Annotated in this window: 13 protein-coding genes; 6 read left to right on the plus strand and 7 right to left on the minus strand. The window is 71.7% G+C overall.

All coding sequences use genetic code 11. From position 1 onward, the window contains the following. Nucleotides 1-138 precede the first annotated feature (138 nt). A complete protein-coding gene (locus tag B5D66_RS11205) occupies nucleotides 139-1335 on the plus strand; it encodes a glycosyl hydrolase family 18 protein (protein ID WP_078761623.1) in 1197 nt (398 codons plus the stop codon). A gap of 117 nt (nucleotides 1336-1452) precedes the next feature. Continuing rightward, nucleotides 1453-3036 carry a Na+/H+ antiporter gene (locus B5D66_RS11210; RefSeq protein WP_078761624.1) on the plus strand — a complete coding sequence of 528 codons (1584 nt, stop codon included), beginning with the start codon at nucleotides 1453-1455 and terminating at the stop codon, nucleotides 3034-3036. Nucleotides 3037-3057: 21 nt separating this feature from the next. Here the strand turns inward: B5D66_RS11210 and B5D66_RS11215 are convergent, their stop codons facing one another. The 4 genes from B5D66_RS11215 to B5D66_RS11230 form a co-directional block, all read right to left on the minus strand. Continuing rightward, nucleotides 3058-5670 carry a bifunctional FO biosynthesis protein CofGH gene (locus tag B5D66_RS11215; protein ID WP_078761625.1) on the minus strand — a complete coding sequence of 871 codons (2613 nt, stop codon included), beginning with the start codon at nucleotides 5668-5670 and terminating at the stop codon, nucleotides 3058-3060. 81 nt (nucleotides 5671-5751) lie between these two features. Beyond that, nucleotides 5752-6930, minus strand: coding sequence for a glycosyltransferase family 4 protein (locus tag B5D66_RS11220; protein WP_078761626.1), 1179 nt, complete (start codon nucleotides 6928-6930; stop codon nucleotides 5752-5754). After that, complete coding sequence (locus tag B5D66_RS11225) at nucleotides 6930-7760, minus strand: hypothetical protein (RefSeq protein WP_235000925.1); 831 nt, start codon at nucleotides 7758-7760, stop codon at nucleotides 6930-6932. Before B5D66_RS11225 ends, B5D66_RS11220 begins: the two co-directional genes overlap by 1 nt. A gap of 307 nt (nucleotides 7761-8067) precedes the next feature. Next, nucleotides 8068-8772: a class I SAM-dependent methyltransferase gene (locus tag B5D66_RS11230; protein ID WP_144390081.1), complete on the minus strand. Its 705-nt coding sequence runs from the start codon at nucleotides 8770-8772 to the stop codon at nucleotides 8068-8070. Nucleotides 8773-8879: 107 nt separating this feature from the next. Between B5D66_RS11230 and B5D66_RS11235 the strand changes: the two genes are divergently transcribed. Continuing rightward, a complete protein-coding gene (locus B5D66_RS11235; RefSeq protein ID WP_200813612.1) occupies nucleotides 8880-9806 on the plus strand; it encodes a lysylphosphatidylglycerol synthase domain-containing protein in 927 nt (308 codons plus the stop codon). Here the strand turns inward: B5D66_RS11235 and B5D66_RS11240 are convergent. From B5D66_RS11240 to B5D66_RS11250, 3 genes are read right to left on the minus strand one after another with little or no spacing between them, the layout of a single operon-like run. Next, nucleotides 9748-10920, minus strand: a complete 1173-nt coding sequence (locus B5D66_RS11240; RefSeq protein WP_078761628.1) for a glycosyltransferase family 4 protein — start codon at nucleotides 10918-10920, stop codon at nucleotides 9748-9750. The genes B5D66_RS11235 and B5D66_RS11240 overlap by 59 nt on opposite strands. 7 nt (nucleotides 10921-10927) lie before the next feature. Continuing rightward, complete coding sequence (locus B5D66_RS11245) at nucleotides 10928-11860, minus strand: glycosyltransferase family 2 protein (protein ID WP_078761629.1); 933 nt, start codon at nucleotides 11858-11860, stop codon at nucleotides 10928-10930. 49 nt (nucleotides 11861-11909) lie between these two features. Beyond that, nucleotides 11910-13931 carry a hypothetical protein gene (locus B5D66_RS11250; protein ID WP_078761630.1) on the minus strand — a complete coding sequence of 674 codons (2022 nt, stop codon included), beginning with the start codon at nucleotides 13929-13931 and terminating at the stop codon, nucleotides 11910-11912. 158 nt (nucleotides 13932-14089) lie between these two features. Between B5D66_RS11250 and B5D66_RS11255 the strand changes: the two genes are divergently transcribed. The 3 genes from B5D66_RS11255 (at nucleotide 14090) to B5D66_RS11265 (ending at nucleotide 18016) form a co-directional block, all read left to right on the plus strand. Further along, the gene (locus B5D66_RS11255; RefSeq protein ID WP_078761631.1) at nucleotides 14090-14893 is read left to right on the plus strand and encodes a TIGR03089 family protein; all 804 of its coding nucleotides are present in this window, start codon (nucleotides 14090-14092) and stop codon (nucleotides 14891-14893) included. Between the two features lie 21 nt (nucleotides 14894-14914). Then, nucleotides 14915-16363, plus strand: a complete 1449-nt coding sequence (locus tag B5D66_RS11260) for an LCP family protein (RefSeq protein WP_078761632.1) — start codon at nucleotides 14915-14917, stop codon at nucleotides 16361-16363. 207 nt (nucleotides 16364-16570) lie between these two features. After that, nucleotides 16571-18016, plus strand: coding sequence for an LCP family protein (locus tag B5D66_RS11265; protein WP_235000926.1), 1446 nt, complete (start codon nucleotides 16571-16573; stop codon nucleotides 18014-18016). Nucleotides 18017-18034: the final 18 nt, after the last annotated feature.

An 18034-nucleotide genomic window follows, 5' to 3' on the forward strand; every position in this document is an offset into this window, starting at 1 on the left:
GGTCGGCGACACCCCGCACAGCAGAAACCGGACGGGCCGAGCAGGGCACCCCACCCCGCCGACGCCCGCCCGGGCCGCCCCGTCGTATCTCCCCCAGCGTCAGGAGCCTCCGTGAACCTCAGACCACTACGCTCCGTAATGGCGGCGATCGCCTCCGCTCTCATCACCGTCGGCGGCATCACCCTCGCCGCCACCTCCGCGCACGCAGAGGACCCGCCCGCCCCCGAGCCCGCCACGACCTCGGCCTCCGGCCAGTGGCTCACCGGTTACTGGCACAACTTCAACAACGGCTCCACCGTGCTACGCCTCAACCAGGTTCCCGACGCCTACAACCTCGTCGCGGTCGCCTTCGCCGACAACCTCGCCGGCACCCCCGGCGGCATCACGTTCAACCTCGCCTCCTCCGAACTCGGCGGCTACACCGAACAGCAGTTCAAGAACGACATCGCCGCCATCCAGGCCCAGGGCCGCAAGGTGATCATCTCGGTGGGCGGTGAGCGCGGGCACGTCAGCGTCGCCAACGCCACCGAGGCCGCCAACTTCGCCCGAACCACCTACGACCTCATGGTCGAGTACGGGTTCGACGGTGTGGACATCGACCTTGAGCACGGCATCAACGCGCAGTACATGGAACAGGCGCTACGCGACCTGGCCGGTCGGGCCGGATCCGACCTCATCATCACGATGGCCCCCCAGACCATCGACTTCCAGGCGACGACGATGCCCTACTACCAGCTCGCCCGCAACATCTCCGACATCCTCACCATCGTCAACATGCAGTACTACAACTCGGGTTCGATGCTCGGCTGCGACCAGCGGGTCTACAGCCAGGGCACCCCGGACTTCGTCGCCGCCCTGGCCTGCATCCAACTCGAAATGGGGCTGCGTCCCGACCAGGTCGGCCTGGGCGTCCCGGCCGTCCGTTCCGCCGCCGGCGGCGGCTACATGCCCCCCTCCGACGTCATCCGCGCCCTGGACTGCCTGGAGACGCGGACCAGCTGCGGTTCCTTCACCCCCTCCCGGGCCTATGGCCCCATCGGGGGGATCATGACGTGGTCGATCAACTGGGACGCCACCAACAACTACGCCTTCGCCAACACGATCGGCGCCCGGCTGGGCAGCGGTGGCGGAACCACGCCCACCCCCACCCCCGAGCCGACGCCCGAACCCACCCCGGGCGACTGCGCCGCCCCGGCCTGGAGCGCCAGCGCCGTCTACACCGGCGGTGACCAGGTGACCTACAACGGCCGCCTCTACCAGGCGCGCTGGTGGACCCAGGGCGAGACGCCCTCCTCCGCCGCCTGGGGCGTGTGGCAGGACCTCGGTCCCTGCTGACCCGTCCCCTCCCCGTGGCCGTCCCCGACCTGGGGGCGGCCACGGTCGTGTGGTGTCGCCCCGCCGCTCCACCCCGTGCGTGCCACAGTGAGAGGCGACGACACGGAGGGGGCACACGTGACCGACGACGCCTACATCCTGGCCGGGCTCATCATCGTGCTGACCGTCCTCGCGGGACGGCTGGTCGCCCCCCTGCTGCGGCTACCGGACGCGGTCGTCCTGGTGGCGCTGGGTTTCGCGGTGAGTTTCCTGCCCGGTATGCGCGAGGTCCACATCTCGCCCGAGGTCGTGCTGCTGGTCTTCCTCCCCCCGCTGATCTACAACGCGGCGTTCTTCTCCTCCCCCCGTGAAATGCGCGCCGAGGCCCGGCCGATCATCGCCCTCGCGGTCGGCGCGACCCTGGTCACCGCGCTGGCGGTGGCCGCGGCCACCTACTACACGCTGCCCGCGACCGGTTGGCCCGCGGCGATCGCGCTCGGCGCGGCCGTCGCGCCCACCGACGCGGTCGCCGCCTCCTCCGTGCTCAAGCGGGTCGGCGCGCCACGACGGGTGGTCACCGTGCTGGAGGGCGAGAGCCTCATCAACGACGGTGTGGCGCTGACGTTGTTCGGCCTCGCGGTGACCGCCATGACCACCCACCTCACCCCCGCCGACGGCCTGCTGGAGCTGGTGCGCGTCGTCCTCGGCGGCGTCGCCTACGGGCTGGTCGTGGCGCTCGTCGTCACCCGGGCGCGCCGGCGGATGGACGACGACAACGTCCAACTCGTCGTCTCGCTGGTGACCCCGTTCGTCGCCTACGTCCCGGCCGAGCTGGTGGGCTTCTCCGGCGTGCTGGCCGCCGTGACCGCGGGCTTCTACCTGGGCACCCGCGGCGAGGGCATCCTGCCCCCACGTGTCCGGGTGACCGGGCGGACCGTGTGGCAGGGGCTCGTCATGCTGCTGGAGTCGGTGCTGTTCGTCCTGCTCGGGCTGCAACTGCACGAGGTGATCGCCCACGTCGCCGGACTGCCGCCGGCCGAGCTGGTGACCACCTCGCTGGCGGTCATCGTCGCCGCGGTGGTGGTCCGTCTCCTGTGGGAGGTGTTCGTCCCGCCGGTGATGCGCCGGCTGCCGGGCGGACTCCGGCTCGACCCCGGCCCGCTGCCCCACCGGCTCGTCGTCGGCTGGAGCGGGATGCGCGGCGCGATCTCGCTGGCCATCGCCCTGTCGCTGCCGCTGACCGTCGGCGGGGCCCCCTTCACCGACCGCAACCTGCTGATCTTCCTGGCCGCCGTGGTCGTGCTGGCCACCCTGGTCGGCCAGGGGACGACCCTGCCGCTCCTGCTCCGCCGGCTCGGTGTGACGGCCGAGGACCGGGTACGGCACGAGATCGCCCTGGCCGAGGCCGCCATGGGGCGCGCGGCACTGGCCCGCATCGACGACCTGCTCGCCGACGAGCAGGTCGACGAGCGGACCGCCGAGACCTACCGGCGGGTGCACGAGCTGCGCGTGGCCCACTCCGAGGCCCTGGTGGACACCGACGGCCGCGACCACGGCGCGCGACGCGACCTCAAGGACACGGTGTTCCTGCGACACGAGATCATCCGGGCCCAGCGGGCGGCACTGGGCCGCCTGTACCGCAGGGGCGGGATCGGTCACGAGGTGTTCCAGTCCCTGCGGCACGAGCTCGACGTCCAAGAGCCGCACCGGCCGGAGCCCTGACCTCCGGCCGGCGACCGGACCTCAGGCCAGGGGGAGCCGGGTGCGGCGCAGGCTCTCGGCGACACCGTCATGCGCCTCGGCGACCGCGCGACGCTCCGGCGCCACCTCCCCGTACAGCGTCGTCCGCTGGCGCAACGGCCGCCCCGTCGGCTCGACCAGCGCCCGGATGTCGCTGATCGTCTTGAACGAGCCGTTGTCGGAACCGGCCATGCGGCTGATCGTCTCCTCCATCAGCGTCCCGCCGACGTCGTTGACGCCTCCCGCGAGCAGCAGACGGCAGGTGTCCTCGGCCAGCTTGACCCAGGAGCACTGGATGTTGTCGATGTGACCGTGCAGCAGCAGCCGCGCCAGCGCGTGCACCGCGCGGTTCTCGCGCACCGTCGGCCCGGTCCGGGCCAGACCCGCCAGGTAGATCGGCGCGTTGGTGTGCACGAACGGCAGGAGCACGAACTCCGTGAAACCGGGGCGGCCGTTGCGTTCGACCGCCCGCTGCTGGAGCGAGCGGATCAGCTTGATGTGGGCCACCCAGTGCCGCGGGGAGTCCACGTGCCCGTACATCATCGTCGAGGTCGTCGGAATCCCCAGGTCGTGGGCGGTGCTGATGACCTCGACCCATTGGGCCGCCGGCAGCTTGCCCTTGGTCAGCACCCATCGGACCTCGTCGTCGAGGATCTCGGCCGCCGTCCCGGGGATCGAGTCCAGCCCGGCCTCGCGCGCCCTGACCAGCCACTCGCGGACCGGGAGGTCGGTGCGGGCCGCTCCGTTGACCACCTCCATGGGGCTGAAGGCGTGGACGTGCATCCGCGGAACACGTTCCTTGACCGCCCGGGCGATGTCGAAGTACGCCTCGCCCGGCAGGTCCGGGTGGATTCCCCCCTGCATGCACACCTCGGTGGCGCCGGCCTCCCACGCCTCGGCGGCGCGGTCGGCGACCTGGGCCACCGACAGGGTGTAGGCGTCGGCGTCGGTGCGGCGCTGGGCGAACGCGCAGAACCGGCAACCGGTGTAGCAGACGTTGGTGAAGTTGATGTTGCGGGTGACCACGAAGGTCACGTCGTCGCCCACCGCGTCGCGGCGCACGGCGTCGGCGAGCCGCGCCAGTTCCTCCAGCTCCGGACCGTCGGCGTGCAGCAGGGCGAGCGCCTGGTCGTCGTCGAGGCCGGCGGGATCCCGTTCGGCCGCGGCCAGCGCCGCGCGCACCTCGGGGTCGAAGCGCCGCGGCGCCGCGGCACCGGAGAGCTCGGCCCGCTCGCGCAGCAGCGACCAGTCGCCGTAGACCTCGTCGAAGTCGCCGCGGCGGTCGTCGGTCCGCCCCTCGGCGTCGATGCCGACGTGCAGGTCGGTACGGCCCGACCCGCCCAGCGCGGCCTCGGGCGCCTGCCAGGGCCGGCCCTGCACGGTGACGTCCTCGCGGGCCAGCCCGGTGGCCGGATCCGCGAGGGCGGTGACGTGCGGGACCAGCCTCGGATCCAACCAGGGTTCGCCGCGCAGCACGTACTCCGGGTAGATCGTGAGGCGCTCGCGCAGCGCGAACCCCGAGCGCGCGGTCTGCGCGGCCAGTTCCTCGATCTGCGGCCAGGGGCGTTCCGGGTTGACGTGGTCGGGCGTCAGCGGGGAGACGCCGCCCCAGTCGTCGATGCCGGCGCGCAGCATCAGCGCGTATTCGTCGCCGATGAGGTTGGGCGGCGCCTGCACCCGCGCCGTGGGCCCCATCACCAGCCGGGTCACCGCGATCGTGGCGGCCAGCTCGGCGAGTTCGGCGTCGGGGCGGTGCATCATCGCCGTGTCGGGCTTGGCGCGGAAGTTCTGCACGATGACTTCCTGGATGCCTCCGTACTCCCGGGCGACCGCGCGCATCGCGAAGATCGACTCGGCCCGTTCGGCGACGGTTTCGCCGATGCCGATGAGGATGCCCGTGGTGAAGGGCACGTTGCTCCGCCCGGCGTCCTCCAGCACCCGCAGGCGGACCGCAGGGTCCTTGTCGGGGCTGCCGTAGTGGGGGCCGCCCCGTTCGGTGAACAGCCGCCGCGACGTCGTCTCCAGCATCATCCCCATGGAGGGCGCGACCGGCTTGAGCCGCTGGAGGTCGGACCAGCCCAGCACCCCCGGGTTGAGGTGGGGCAGCAGGCCGGTCTCCTCCAGGACCAGGATCGCCATGGCGCGGACGTAGGAGAGGGTGTCGTCATACCCCTGCTCGTCCAACCAGCGCCGGGCCTGCTCCCAACGGTCCTCGGGCCGGTCGCCCAGCGTGAACAGGGCCTCCTTGCATCCCATCTCGGCGCCCTTGCGGGCGATGTCCAGCACCTCGTCGGGGGTGAGGTAGGGGGCCGGGAGCCGGCCCGGGACGGTCGCGAAGGTGCAGTAGTGGCAGCGGTCACGGCACAACCGGGTCAGCGGGATGAAGACCTTGCGACTGTAGGTGACGACACCAGGACGTCCGGCCGCTTCCAGGCCCGCGTCACGCACCCGGCCGGCGTACTCCAGCAGCGCCTCCAGCTGCTCGCCGCGCGCGTGCAACAGGACCTCGGCCTCGCCGACGTCCAGCGTCTTGCCGTCACGGGCGCGGGCCAGGGCCCGCCGTAGCGCCGAGGGGGACGGGGCCTTCTCGGTGTTCTGGTTCGTAGCACCACTCATAGGCGGCACGATACGCGCAGGTAGCCCTGCCCGGGGTCACCGCCCGTGGCAGGGCCGCCTGTCGGTCGGTCCGCGGCGGGGTCAGGCCGCCGTACGGGCGCGCTTGGCCGCGATCCGCTCGTCCAGGAAGGACTCCCAGCGCTCGGTGACCAGGGACAGGTCGTAACGGGCGGCCGACTTCAGCGCCTCCTCGCCCATCCGCTTGCGCTCCTCCCGGTCGCGGACCAGCCGCAGCAGCGACTGGGCGAGGGCGTCCACGTCCTGGTGCGGCACCAGCAGACCGTCACGCTCATGGGTGATGATCTCGCGCGGACCGTGCGGGCAGTCGAAGCTGACCGCCGGCACCCCCACCGCGAAACCCTCGATGATGGTCATGCCGAACCCCTCGGCCTTGGAGCTGACGGCCAGGATCGACGCCTTGGCGAGCTCGCCGGTCAGGTCCTTGGTGCGGCCCATGATCATCACCTGGTTGTGCAGGCCCATCTTGGCGATCTTGGACTTGAGGGCGGACTCCTTGCCCCCGCCCCCGTAGATCCGCAGCCGCCACTCGGGGTGCTCGCGGGCGACGATCGCGAAGGCGTCGATCAGCTTGGGGTACTGCTTGATCGGGGTGAGCCGGCCGGCCGCCGCGATGATGGGGTTGTCCAGCGTGGAACGCGGGTACTCGCCCGGGGGCAGCGCGTTGGGCATCGTGGTGAGCCAGCCGGGGCTGACCGGGAGGAAGTCCTCGTAGGCGCGTTTGTCGGCCTCGGTGAGCACGGTCAGACCGTCGAGGCGGGGATAGAGCCGCTGGATCGCCCGGCGCACGTCCTCCTTGTGGTTGTCGAGGTGGACGTGCTCCTGGCCGATCGTGACCAGCCGGGGCGGCGCCCACCTGGCCAACAGCATGTTGACGCCCGGCCGGGTGCCGACGACGACGTCGGCGTCCGTGGTGCGCAGGAACTTGCGCAGTTCGTGGGAGGTGCGAGCGTTGAAGGCGCCGTTCTTCTCGGCCTCGGTCTTGGCCACCGTGGGGCAGGGGCGGGACTCCCGCCAACGGTCGATCAGCCCCTGACGCGGACGGTCGGTCCACCCGGGGGTGGGGGCCAGCGCCCGGATGGGAACCCCTTCGGGCAGGTCGAAGAAGGGGGTGGTGCGGTGCTGGACGAGGCTGACGATCTCGACCTCGTGGCGGGTGGACAGACCGCCCGCGATGTTGAACACGGTGCGGATGGTGCCGCCCATGCCGTACCCGTTGGCGATGATCAGGGCGATCTTCATCAGCGGTCTCCTTCCGAGGCCGTGCCGCCGTCCTTGGCCAGCAGGGAGAGGCCGTCGTAGATCGTGTAGTAGGGGCGGATCGCCACCTTGCGCTCCCCCTTGTCGAGCAGGGTCCGGGGAAACCTCACCCGGTTCTTCTTGCCGACCACGTCGTCGGCGTGCGAGGCCAGGCGCAGCTCGGCGTCCAGGGCGGGGACGGCCAGCCACAGATCCCACTCGTTGTGCTTGCGCGCGAAGTCGTGCGCCTCGACCAGGGGCTCCAGCGCCATCCGGACGTCGAAGGCCGCACCCTCCACCTCGGTGGGGATCTCGCTCACCCCCGACAGGCCCCGTTGCCGGGCGACCAGCCGGGCCTCGTGGCGTCCCTCGCCCAGCGCGGCGTAGGCGAGCACGCCGGCCAGGCGCACCTCGGTCGCCTCGACGTCGACCCACTGGACTTCGGCGTGCGGCTTCACCGCCGCGGCGCGCACCCGAAGCCGCCCGTCGGGAGATCGAAGGACCCGCAGGTCGCGCTCGCGCGGACGGGCGATGTAGGCCTCGCGCTCGGCGAGGCTGAACCCGGGATCGGAGGTCCGCACCGGGACCTCGGCGCCGTCCGGATCGATCCACAGCACCTCCCAGGTGCCGTCGCGCAGCTCGATCCCGCCCAGGTCGGCGCGGATCCGGCCGTTGTCGACCGGCAGTTCCCCGACCTCGACGGTCTCGGGCTCCTCCCCCAGCAGACGCAGCGCCAGGCGCGCGCGGCTGATGTCCGAAGGACGCCCGTCCGCCGCGCGAAGACGCAAGTCGAGCACGTCCTCCGGGTCGATCCGGTTCACCACTGTTTGCACTGTTCCCCCATGCCATGCCCATGGGCGCGCAGCGGACCGCGGTGTCACGGCCGGGCGCACCAAGGCGTCAAGTGGACTGGGCCGTGAGCGGGACGGTCCTCGAAAGGTCAGGGGCGGGCGTCGTCCCATTCGTCGGAACGGCCACGGTTCCCCTGGTGAGCACGCACCATACGACCACCCGGTTAAAGGGTAGTTAAGAAAAGGCGTCCCGTCACTCCAGGCGACGGGTACGACACCCCACCGCGCTCCCCTCCCGGACGCGCCCGGCGCGACTCGCCCGCGGCGCGCCGCAGACCGATCTTCGAGGTCAACGTTTGCGGGCGCGCACCAGCACGATACTGCCCCGCGTGTCGGGGGCGCGGCGGTCCCCCAGCGCGACCAGGGGGATGAGCGGCGCCGCGACGTTGAACCCGAACCGGCCACCTCGGGCCGACAGGGTCAGATACCCCCGCTCGGCGAGGGCGCCGCGGAACTGGTAGGTGTGTTCGCGCACGTCCAGGCCGCACTCGTCCAGGATGCGGGCGAGGCTGTCGTGGGTGTAGGTGCGCTGCACGTGGTAGCGCCGGCGGTGCGCCTCGAACAGCCCGGGCCACCGGTCACGGCGGGACAGGCAGTCGGCCGACATCACCAGCTCGCCGCCGGGCCGCAGCACCCTCGCCATCTCGCGCAACGCGGCCGGGCCGTCGTCGAAGTGCTCGATGGCGCAGATGGACATCACCTTGTCCACCGACTCGTCGCGCATCGGCAGCCGCAGCGCGTCCCCCTCGACGAGCGCGGGGGCCGATCGCAGCCGCCGGCCCCGCAGCATCTTGTGGCGGGCGAGGTCGAGGGACACGGCCCGGGCCCCGCGCCGCCGCGCCTGGGCCGCCCAGTAGCCGTCCCCTCCGGCCACGTCGAGCACGACCTGGCCCCGCAGGTCGCGACCGAGCCAGCGCAGCAGGGTCCCGGCCTCGCGGTAACGGCAGACGTGGATCTGGTGACCGGCGAAGGCCACGACATCAGGCAGGCGCACGGGACTCACTCTAGATCCCCCGGGCGATCGCCCCGGCCACGGCGCGAACGCCGCCGTGGGACGGGCTGGCGGCGGCGTGGGGAGCCGGACGGCCCTAGTCTGGCGTGGTGTTCAGCCGTCTGCGCGCCGACCGCAGGATCCGCGCCGCGATCGTCCTGGTCGTCCTGTGCTGCGCCGGTTACACGCTGTACGACCGCTGGGACCAGGCGCGCGCGGCGCTGGCCGTGCTCTCCCCGTGGGTGGTCGCCGGGTCGCTGGCGGCCGCGCTGGCCGGACTGGGGGCGCAGATGCTGGCCTGGCGCGCGCTGCTGGCCGATCTCGGCTCTCCACTGTCCGTGGGCGTCGCGGCGCGGGTGATGTTCGTGGGTCAGCTCGGCAAGTACCTGCCGGGGTCGGTGTGGGCCTTCGCCGCGCAGGTGGAACTCGCCCGCGACCACGAGGTGGGACGCCGGCGCGGCGCCTTCGCGACCCTGCTCGCCGTGGTGGTGACGTTGACGGTGAACCTGGTGGTGGCGGCGCTGACGCTGCCGTTCGCCGCCGAGGAGGCCGCCCGCCGCTGGTGGTGGGCGCTGGCCTGCGCCCCCCTCCTCCTCGTGGCGCTGCACCCGCGCGTGGTGACCTGGCTCCTGCGGGCCGTCCCCCGGTCGCTGCGTCGCGAGCCGGCCGCGCGGCGGGAGGAGGCGGAGCGGGTGAGCGGGGCCGGCATGGCGACCGCGGTGGGCTGGTCGCTGCTGGCCTGGCTGCCCCTGGGACTGCACGTCTGGCTGCTGGTGGACGGGGTGGGCGGCGCGGGCGTCTCGGCGTTTCCCGTGGCCACCGGCGCCTACGCGCTGGCGTGGACACTGGGGGTCGTCGTGGTCATCGCCCCGGCCGGGTTCGGGGTGCGCGAGGTCGTGCTCGTGGCCGCTTTGGCACCGGTGCTCGAACCGGGGCCCGCCCTGGTCGTGGCGGCGCTGTCACGGCTGGTGATGACGCTCACCGACCTGCTGTGGGCGGGGTTGGCCATGGCGGTGGCCCGTCCCGCCCCCCGCTGACCGGCCGCGCCGAGCCCGGTCGGCCGAGCAGCGCCGCCAGGTAACGCTCCCAGTAGGGGGCGGGTTCGACCGGCCGGACCCCCGAGCGCAACCGGGCGGGCTCGCCCGGCGCGTAGAACGCCCGCAGCGCGCGCGTCAGGTCGCCGACGTCGTCCGGGTCGCACAGCACCCCGTCCACGCCGTCGCGGACGTGGTCGGGCAGTGTCCCGGCGCGCGTGGCGATGACGGGGAGCCCGTGCTCGTGGGCCAGCCACACGTTCTGCGACGCCGTGGCCGTCCGGTAGGGCAGCACGAGGGCGTCGGCCGCGGCGAACAGGGCCGGCAGTTCCCCCACCGGGACGTAGCCCTCGCGGAACTCGACCCGGTCGGCGACCCCGAGGTCGGCGGCGAGCCGGCGCAACCCCTCCGAGCCGCCCCAGAACTCCCCCGCGACGGTCAGCGCGATGCCGGGCGGCCCCGCGGCCAGCGCCCGCAGCAGGACGTCCACCCCCTTGTAGGGCCGGACGATGCCGAGGAAGAGCAGACGGCCCCGCGCCCCGGTGTCGCCCTCCCCCGCGCCGTTCCCCCCGCCACCTGTCCCGGGGAGGTGCGGCGGCAGGCCGGCCACACGCACCTCGGCCCGCCTCCCCGCGAGATGGCGCGCCAGCCGGGCCTGTTCGGCGGAGTGGACCAGCACCGCGTCCACCCGGCGCAACAGCGCGCGGACCAGGGGGGCGTCCACACGTCCACGCTCGTGCGGCAGCACGTTGTGGCACAGCGCCACCGTCGCCGCCCTGTCGCCCACCCCGGCCAGGAGGACGAGGTAGGGCACGACCTGGACCGGTGAGAACAGGGTCACGACGACGAGGTCGGCGGCGCGCCCCGACCGCCGGCCGGTGGCCCACCAACCGTCCGGCCGGTACCAGGCGAGCCGGTGACGGGTGGCCGGATAGGGAACCCCCTCGGCCTCCTCGACCCGCTGCGCGCCCGGATACAACAGCGCCGGGTACTGGGCGTGCCAGGACTCCACGACGACCTCGTGGCCCGCGGCCGCGAGCCGGTGCGCCAGCTCCGTGGTATGGCGGGCGCCGCCTCCCTTGTAGGGGTGCGCGGGGCCGACCAGCACGATCCTCATGCGTTCCTCAGGTCCCGTTGCGCGAGCGCACGATCAGGTCGGCCAGGAGGGCCATCGAGGCGATCATCAACCCGGTCAACACCAGCATGATCGTGTTGTTGCGGATGTAGATCGGGTCGCTGACGACGTCGTAGACGCCCTTGGCCATCCCGATGCCGAGCAGCCACAGCGCGGGCGGCATCAACACCTTGAGCGGGTTGAAGTACATCACCATCCGCAGCACCTGGAGGATGTAGCGGTAGGCGTCGCGGACGAAGTGGAACTTGGAGTGGCCGGCGCGCTTGGCGTAGTCGATCGGCACGTAGTGCACACCGTGCTGGTTGGACAGGAAGGCCAGCGTGATCGTGGTGACGCAGGAGAACCCCGGCGGGAGGAGCCGCAGGTAGGGCAGTGACACCTCGCGGCGGAACGCGCGCAACCCGGAGTTGAGGTCGGGGATGCGGGTGTTGGTGAGGCGTTCGGCGATCTTGCGGATGAGCCACTTGGCGGGGATCCGCAGGAACCGGTGCGTCCCCATCTCCTGACTGCGCGCGCCGACCACCTGGTCGATGCCGGGGTCGGCGTCCAAGATCGCGACGAGTTCGGGGATGCGCTCGTTCGGATAGGTCATGTCGGCGTCGGTCCACACCACGATCTCCCCGCGGGCGCGCTGGGTGCCGATGCGCCGCACGGTGCCCGACCCCCCGTTGTGCCCGAAGGCGACGATCCGCATGTGGGGGAAGCGGGGTGCCGCCTCGCGCAGCCGCGCCAGCGTCGCGTCGGTCGAGGCGTCGTCGATCGCCAGGAGCTCATAGCCGTATCCGGCGCGGTCCATGGCCGCGCAGATCCGCTCGACCTCGGCGACCACGTGGTCCTGCTCGTTGTAGCAGGGGAGGACGATCGTGACACGGGGCGCGTCCGCGCCGGGGGGCCTGTGATGTTCTTGGGACAATTCGCTCACGGTGGGCTCCAGGATAGCGACGGGGCCGCCACCGCGGCACCGAGCGTGTTCACGGGAGGACGGCCAGCCACACGTTGCCGACGAACCGCCACGCCCCGTCCGGAGGACGCATGAGCGTGCTCATGTCCTGCTCGGTGTTGACGTTGAAGGGCTGTGTGGCCGGAACCCCGGGCGGGAGGTAGGGGACGACCTGCTCGGCCTCGCCTCCGGCGAGGACGGGGACGCGCTCCCGTTCCCGCACCTCGGCCGTGACCCGTTCGACCTCGGCGGGCGTGGGCTGTTCCAGGTGGGCGGTCGGGACCCCGCACATGCCGCGGATGAGCTGACCGAAGTTGCTCATGGTGCCGCCGTCGACCACGATGACGCTGCCGTCGTCGGGGATGTCCTCGCACAGGTCCCGCGCGGCCTGGATCGACCCGACGTCGGTCCGGTACCCCATGACGCCGGCGGCGGTGATCGTGGTGGGGACCAGCAGCGCGAACACGCCCAGCGCCGCCACCGGAGCCGTGTACCACGACGTCGTGCCCCCGGCCGGGGAGGCCCCGCGCAACCGGCGCACCGCCCAGGCGGCGAACCAGACCGCGAAGAGCACGAACGCCGGGATGACCAGCACCACCAGCCGCCGCGCGGCCCACGGGTGGTCGGGGGTGATCGCGGGGCGCAGGAGCGTGGTGACGACCGACCAGGACAGGACCATCAACGGCAGCACCCAGGCGCCCGCGCGCCGGCGCAGGATCCGGTTCAGCAGCAGCGCCACACCGGCCGTCGCCATCGCCACCGCCCCCAGGCCGACGTACCAGCCGACCCAGTACAGGCTCATCTCCTCGTAGGTGCGGTCGGGATCGATGGGCAGCCCCTCGATCTGCTGGACCTGACCGATGTAGTAGCCGGTCGCGGCGTCGCCGTGGCCGTACTCCACCCGGATGAGCGGCCGTAGCGCGAATCCCGCCATGATCAGCACCGAGACCGCGGCGACCGCCGTGGGCAGCCAGGCCGGGCGGTCCGTCCGCGGTATCCCGTGGCGCCACAGGATCGCGGTCGCGGCCGCGGTGAGCGCCACGACGCCCGCGCCGAGGGCGAGCAGCGGGTGCAACGAGTCCGACAGGTAGTCCAGGTAGGGCCGTGACAGCCCGTATCCGGCGGTGAAACCGTAGCCGAGCCCGAGGAGCAGGCCCACCAGCATCGGGACGGCCTGCCCCCGTCGGGCGACCAACAGCAGCCCGAGGAAGCCGACCACCGGGAGGATGTCGCGCAGCGCGTCGATGCGCACCACCAGCCCCAGCCCGAAGGCCAGGCCCGCGGCGAAGGCGAGCGCGTGGGGAGCCCCCGGACGGCCACGCGCGGGCACCCGCCACGCCAGCGCGTCGACGGCCAGCAGAAGTGCGCCGATGAGCAGGATCTGCGCGGCCGGTTCGCTGTAGGTGGAGCGGGAGACCCACTGCTGCGGCAGGCTGATCGCGAGCACCAGCGCGGCGAGGGGCGCCCAGCGCGCGCCGATCAGCCGCGCGGCCAGCCCCGCGAAGGACAGGATGCCCAGCGCGCCGAGGATCGGCGGGACCAGGACCATCCCCTCCACTCCGGCGATCCAGTAGCCGATGGACAGCAGGAGCGGTGTCCCGGCGAGGAACTGGGGCCAGATGACGTCGCCCACCTCGTAGTAGGCGAGGCTGTCGTAGGAGAGGGCGGGGTCGTCCCCGGCGATGAGCTCCTCGTGCTGGGGGATCGGCAGGGAGCCGTGCTGGGCGATCCAGATCGTGAACTGGGCGTAGGAGGCGGGATCGCGCCGGATGACGAGCTGTTCGGAGTGGTAGGCGAGCTGCACGACCGCGAAGGCCACGCTGACCACGAGCACCGCGACGACCGGCCACCAGGGGGCGTCCTCGATGTCGGGCAGCAGGCGCGGGACGAACAGCACCGCCGCGAGGACCGCCGGAACGCCGAGGAGGACCCCCGCCAGCGGTGTGAACGTCCCGACGAGCAGGAGCGGGAACGCGACGATCAGCCATGCCGAGAGCGCGAGGACGGGGACTGCGGTGACGCGGGCGAGGACGCGTCCGGGGGTCGTGCCCATGGGGGTAACGATGCCAGCTCTACGTGTATGCGCAACGTGAAGCGGAGTGAGGCGGGTACGGCCGGTGACGTTCGCGGGGCGTTCCCCGGTCCCGCGGCGTGGACCGGCGAGTAACATGTCGAAGTCCTCGACTCCGACCGACCCGTGAGGAAACAGCCGTGTCAGCGCGAACCCCTGTGGACCTGTGGCATTCCTCCCTGGCCGTGGACCCGGCGCGGCCGTTCGTCACCGCCTACGATGACGCGACCGGTGGTCGGGTGGAGCTGTCCCACGCGACGTTCGACAACTGGGTGGCCAAGACCGCCAACCTGATCGTCGACGGGCTCGGCGCGCAGCCGGGCGAGCGGGTCGTGCTGGCCCTTCCCGCCCACTGGCAGAGCCTGGTGTGGTTGCTCGCCTGCTGGTCCGCCGGGGTGACGGCGGTGGCCGCGGACGGCGCGGTCCTGCCGGAGGGCGAGGTCGTGGTCGCCGACGCCGACCGGTTGACGGCGGCCCTGGACTCCGGCGCGCGTGAGGTCGTGGGCGCCTCGCTGCACCCGCTCGGCCTCCCCCTCGCGCAGTGCCCTGCCGCCGTGGTCGACTACGGGGTCGAGGTCCGGGGCCACGGGGATCGCTTCGTCGCGCCGGCGCCGGTGGATCCCTCGGCGGTCGCCTTCGAGGGCGACCGTGCCTACACCGGCGCGGAGCTCGTGGAGGTGGCCGAGCGGCACGCCGTGGAATGGGGGCTGTCGGCCGCCGACAGAGTGGCGCTCGTCACTCCCCCCGCCGGCTCGCTCGGCGTTCTGGGACATGACCTGTCCCGTTTCCTGGGAGTGATCGGGGGTTCCGCGGCGCTGATTCTGACCTCTGATATCGATTCGGCTACCCTGCAAGCACGGCTTGCCATGGAGCGCGCTACGGCCATCACCGGCGCTCGGCCCGCCCCCTCCTCCCCCATGGGCGCCCTCAAGTCGTTGAACTGACGCCTATCCCTTTGGTGCGCGATGCCCAGAAACCGTTCCTCCTCGCGTAGGGCCACCAGGGCCCGCGGCGCCGTGCGCCGCAGGCTGACCTCTGGCGGCTGGGTGGCCGTGGCCACCACGGCCATGGTGATCGGCAGCAGCCTGACCGCTTACGGCGCCTACTACGACATCTACGGCAACATCAGCCAGGAGAACATCGACACCGATGCCTTCGGGGATCGCCCCACCAAGGTCGATGGCGCCGTGAACATCATGGTCATCGGCTCCGATGTGCGCACGGGCGACAACGCCAACTACGGCACGGCCGAAGGCGAACGCCCCGACACCCTCGTCATCGCCCACCTGTCGCCCGAGCGCAACGGGGCGACGCTGGTCAACCTCCCCCGCGACTCGCTCGTCGCGCTGCCGGATTGCCCCGCCACCGAGACCAAGCCCGGCCAGTCGGCCCACACCGGCATGATCGGCGAGGCGATGAACAACGGCGGCGTCCAGTGTCTGTGGAAGACGGTGGAGCAGCTCACCGGGGTGCACATCGACCACTTCGTCAGCGTCGACTTCACCGGCTTCAAGGGCATGGTCGACTCCCTCGGCGGCGTCGACATGTGCATCCCCACCGACCTCAAAGACGAGAAAGCCAAACTCGACCTCAAGGCCGGCCAGCAGACCCTCAACGGCGAACAATCCCTCGCCTACGTCCGCTCCCGCTACGCCCAAGGCGACGGCAGCGACCTCGGCCGCATCGAACGCCAACAAGAATTCATGGGCGCCATGCTGCGCAAGGTCACCAGCGGCGACATCCTCTCCAGCCCCACCACCCTCTACGACTTCCTCGGCTCCGTCACCAATTCCATCACCACCGACGACGGGTTGACCGTGGACACCATGGCCGACATCGCCATCGCCATGCGTGAGGCCGACATGAGCAACATCCGCTTCATCACGGTGCCCAACGGCCCGGCGCCGCAGGACCCGAACCGGATCGCCTGGACCGAGCCGGACGCCTCCCAGCTCTTCCAGGCCATCGCCGAGGACGCCGACCTGTCCGGTGGCGAGGAGGAGTCCTCCGGCGGTTCCGCCAAGAAGGAGGAGGAGCCCGAGGAGTCCGCTCCCGCCGTCGAGCCGTCGCAGGTGGCGGTCGAGGTCGTCAACGGCACCGGGGTGTCCGGCCTGGCCAGCGAGGTCGCCACCGCGTTGGGCGCGGAGGGCTTCCAGGTGGTCGGGACCGGCAACCCGATGGACGCCGTGCCGGAGCAGACCACGGTCTACTACGGGACCGGTCAGGAGGCCCACGCCCAGACCCTCGCCGACGCCCTGCAGACCGCCACCATCACGGAGAACCCGGCGCTCGGCACGACCGTGCAGCTCGTGCTGGCCGGCGACTGGAACGGCGTGAAGGGCGCGAGCTCCGGGGAGCTGCCCGAGTCGGCGAAGGGGACGACCGCGGAGAAGCCGGCCAACGCCTGCGGTTGATCCTCCCGCCATTCCCCCTCTTAACGACAAAGACCCCGAACCGGTACGGTTCGGGGTCTTTGTCATCAAAATACGTACAAGGATCCTCCCCGTGGGCTAGGGTCACTCATGGCTGTTACGGACAACCCCACGGGACTTTTAGGGTCATCCGAACTCCCCCGGCTCGGGTCTCCACGGCCATCCCCTCCACTGACCGTTGGGTTTCCCATGTCCAGAAAACGTTCCCCCGCCCGGGCGTCCAGACGGCGTAGCGTCGGCCGTTCCCTCACCTCTGGCGGCTGGGTGGCCGTGGCCACCACGGCCATGGTGATCGGCGGCAGCCTGACCGCTTACGGCGCCTACTACGACATCTACGGCAACATCAGCCAGGAGAACATCGACCGCGACGCGCTCGGCGACAGCCCGGCCAAGGTCGAGGGCGTGGTCAACATCATGGTCATCGGCTCCGATGTGCGCACGGGCGACAACGCCGACTACGGCACGGCCGAAGGCGAACGCCCCGACACCCTCGTCATCGCCCACCTGTCCCCTTCACGGGGAAGCGCCACACTGGTCAACCTTCCCCGCGACTCACTCGTCGCGCTGCCGGATTGCCCCGCCACCGAGACCAAGCCCGGCCAGGCCGCGCATCGGGCGATGATCGGCGAGGCGATGAACAACGGCGGCGTCCAATGCCTGTGGAAGACCGTTCAGGAACTCACCGGCGTGCACATCGACCACTTCGTCAGCGTCGACTTCACCGGCTTCAAGGGCATGGTCGACTCCCTCGGCGGCGTCGACATGTGCATCCCCACCGACCTCAAAGACGAGAAAGCCAAACTCGACCTCAAGGCCGGCCAGCAGACCCTCAACGGCGAACAATCCCTCGCCTACGTCCGCTCCCGCTACGCCCAAGGCGACGGCAGCGACCTCGGCCGCATCGAACGCCAACAAGAATTCATGGGCGCCATGCTGCGCAAGGTCACCAGCGGCGACACCCTGTCCAGCCCCACCACCCTCTACGACTTCCTCGGCTCCGTCACCGAATCCATCACCACCGACGACGAGTTCACGGTGGACACCATGGCCGACATCGCCATCACCATGCGCGAGGTCGATCTGGGCAACATCAAGTTCGTCACCGTGCCCAACGGGCAGGCCCCCGACGATCCCAACCGCATCGCCTGGCGTGAGCCGGACGCCTCCCAGCTCTTCCAGGCCATCGCGAGCGACACCGGGTTGGACACCGACGCGCCCGAGAAGGACGAGGAGGAGAAGGAAGAGGAGCCGGAACCCGCCGAAGCGGACGTCGCCCCCGCCGCTCCCGCCGAGGTCTCCGTCACGGTCCACAACGGGACCGACGTCTCCGGCCTGGCCGCCGAGATCGCCGCCACGTTGCAGGCCGAGGGGTTCGTCATCGCCGGGACCGGCAACCCCGAGGGCGCGCCGCCCGAGCGGACCACGGTCTATCACGACACCGGTCTGCGATCCCACGCCCAGGCCGTCGCCGAGGCCCTGCCCGACGCCACGGTCGAAGAGCTCCCGGGGATCGGCACGACCGTGCGACTCGTCCTCGCCGGCGACCAGCACGGCCCCGGGGGCGAGGACACCGCGGCGCTGCCCTCCTCGGTCGAGGCGGTCGACGCCACCGCGAAGCAGAACGCCTGCGGATGACGGACGGGGCCGGCGACG

The organism is Marinactinospora thermotolerans DSM 45154, from assembly GCF_900167435.1.
Taxonomy (GTDB): domain Bacteria; phylum Actinomycetota; class Actinomycetes; order Streptosporangiales; family Streptosporangiaceae; genus Marinactinospora; species Marinactinospora thermotolerans.

Bases quoted from the DNA above. Each gene is read 5' to 3' on its own strand.
- B5D66_RS11215 (WP_078761625.1), bottom strand. From the start codon at position 5,670: ATGAGTGGTGCTACGAACCAGAACACCGAGAAGGCCCCGTCCCCCTCG.
- B5D66_RS11250 (WP_078761630.1), bottom strand. From the start codon at position 13,931: ATGGGCACGACCCCCGGACGCGTCCTCGCCCGCGTCACCGCAGTCCCC.
- B5D66_RS11265 (WP_235000926.1), top strand. From the start codon at position 16,571: ATGTCCAGAAAACGTTCCCCCGCCCGGGCGTCCAGACGGCGTAGCGTC.
- B5D66_RS11260 (WP_078761632.1), top strand. From the start codon at position 14,915: ATGCCCAGAAACCGTTCCTCCTCGCGTAGGGCCACCAGGGCCCGCGGC.
- B5D66_RS11220 (WP_078761626.1), bottom strand. From the start codon at position 6,930: ATGAAGATCGCCCTGATCATCGCCAACGGGTACGGCATGGGCGGCACC.
- B5D66_RS11205 (WP_078761623.1), top strand. From the start codon at position 139: ATGGCGGCGATCGCCTCCGCTCTCATCACCGTCGGCGGCATCACCCTC.
- B5D66_RS11240 (WP_078761628.1), bottom strand. From the start codon at position 10,920: ATGAGGATCGTGCTGGTCGGCCCCGCGCACCCCTACAAGGGAGGCGGC.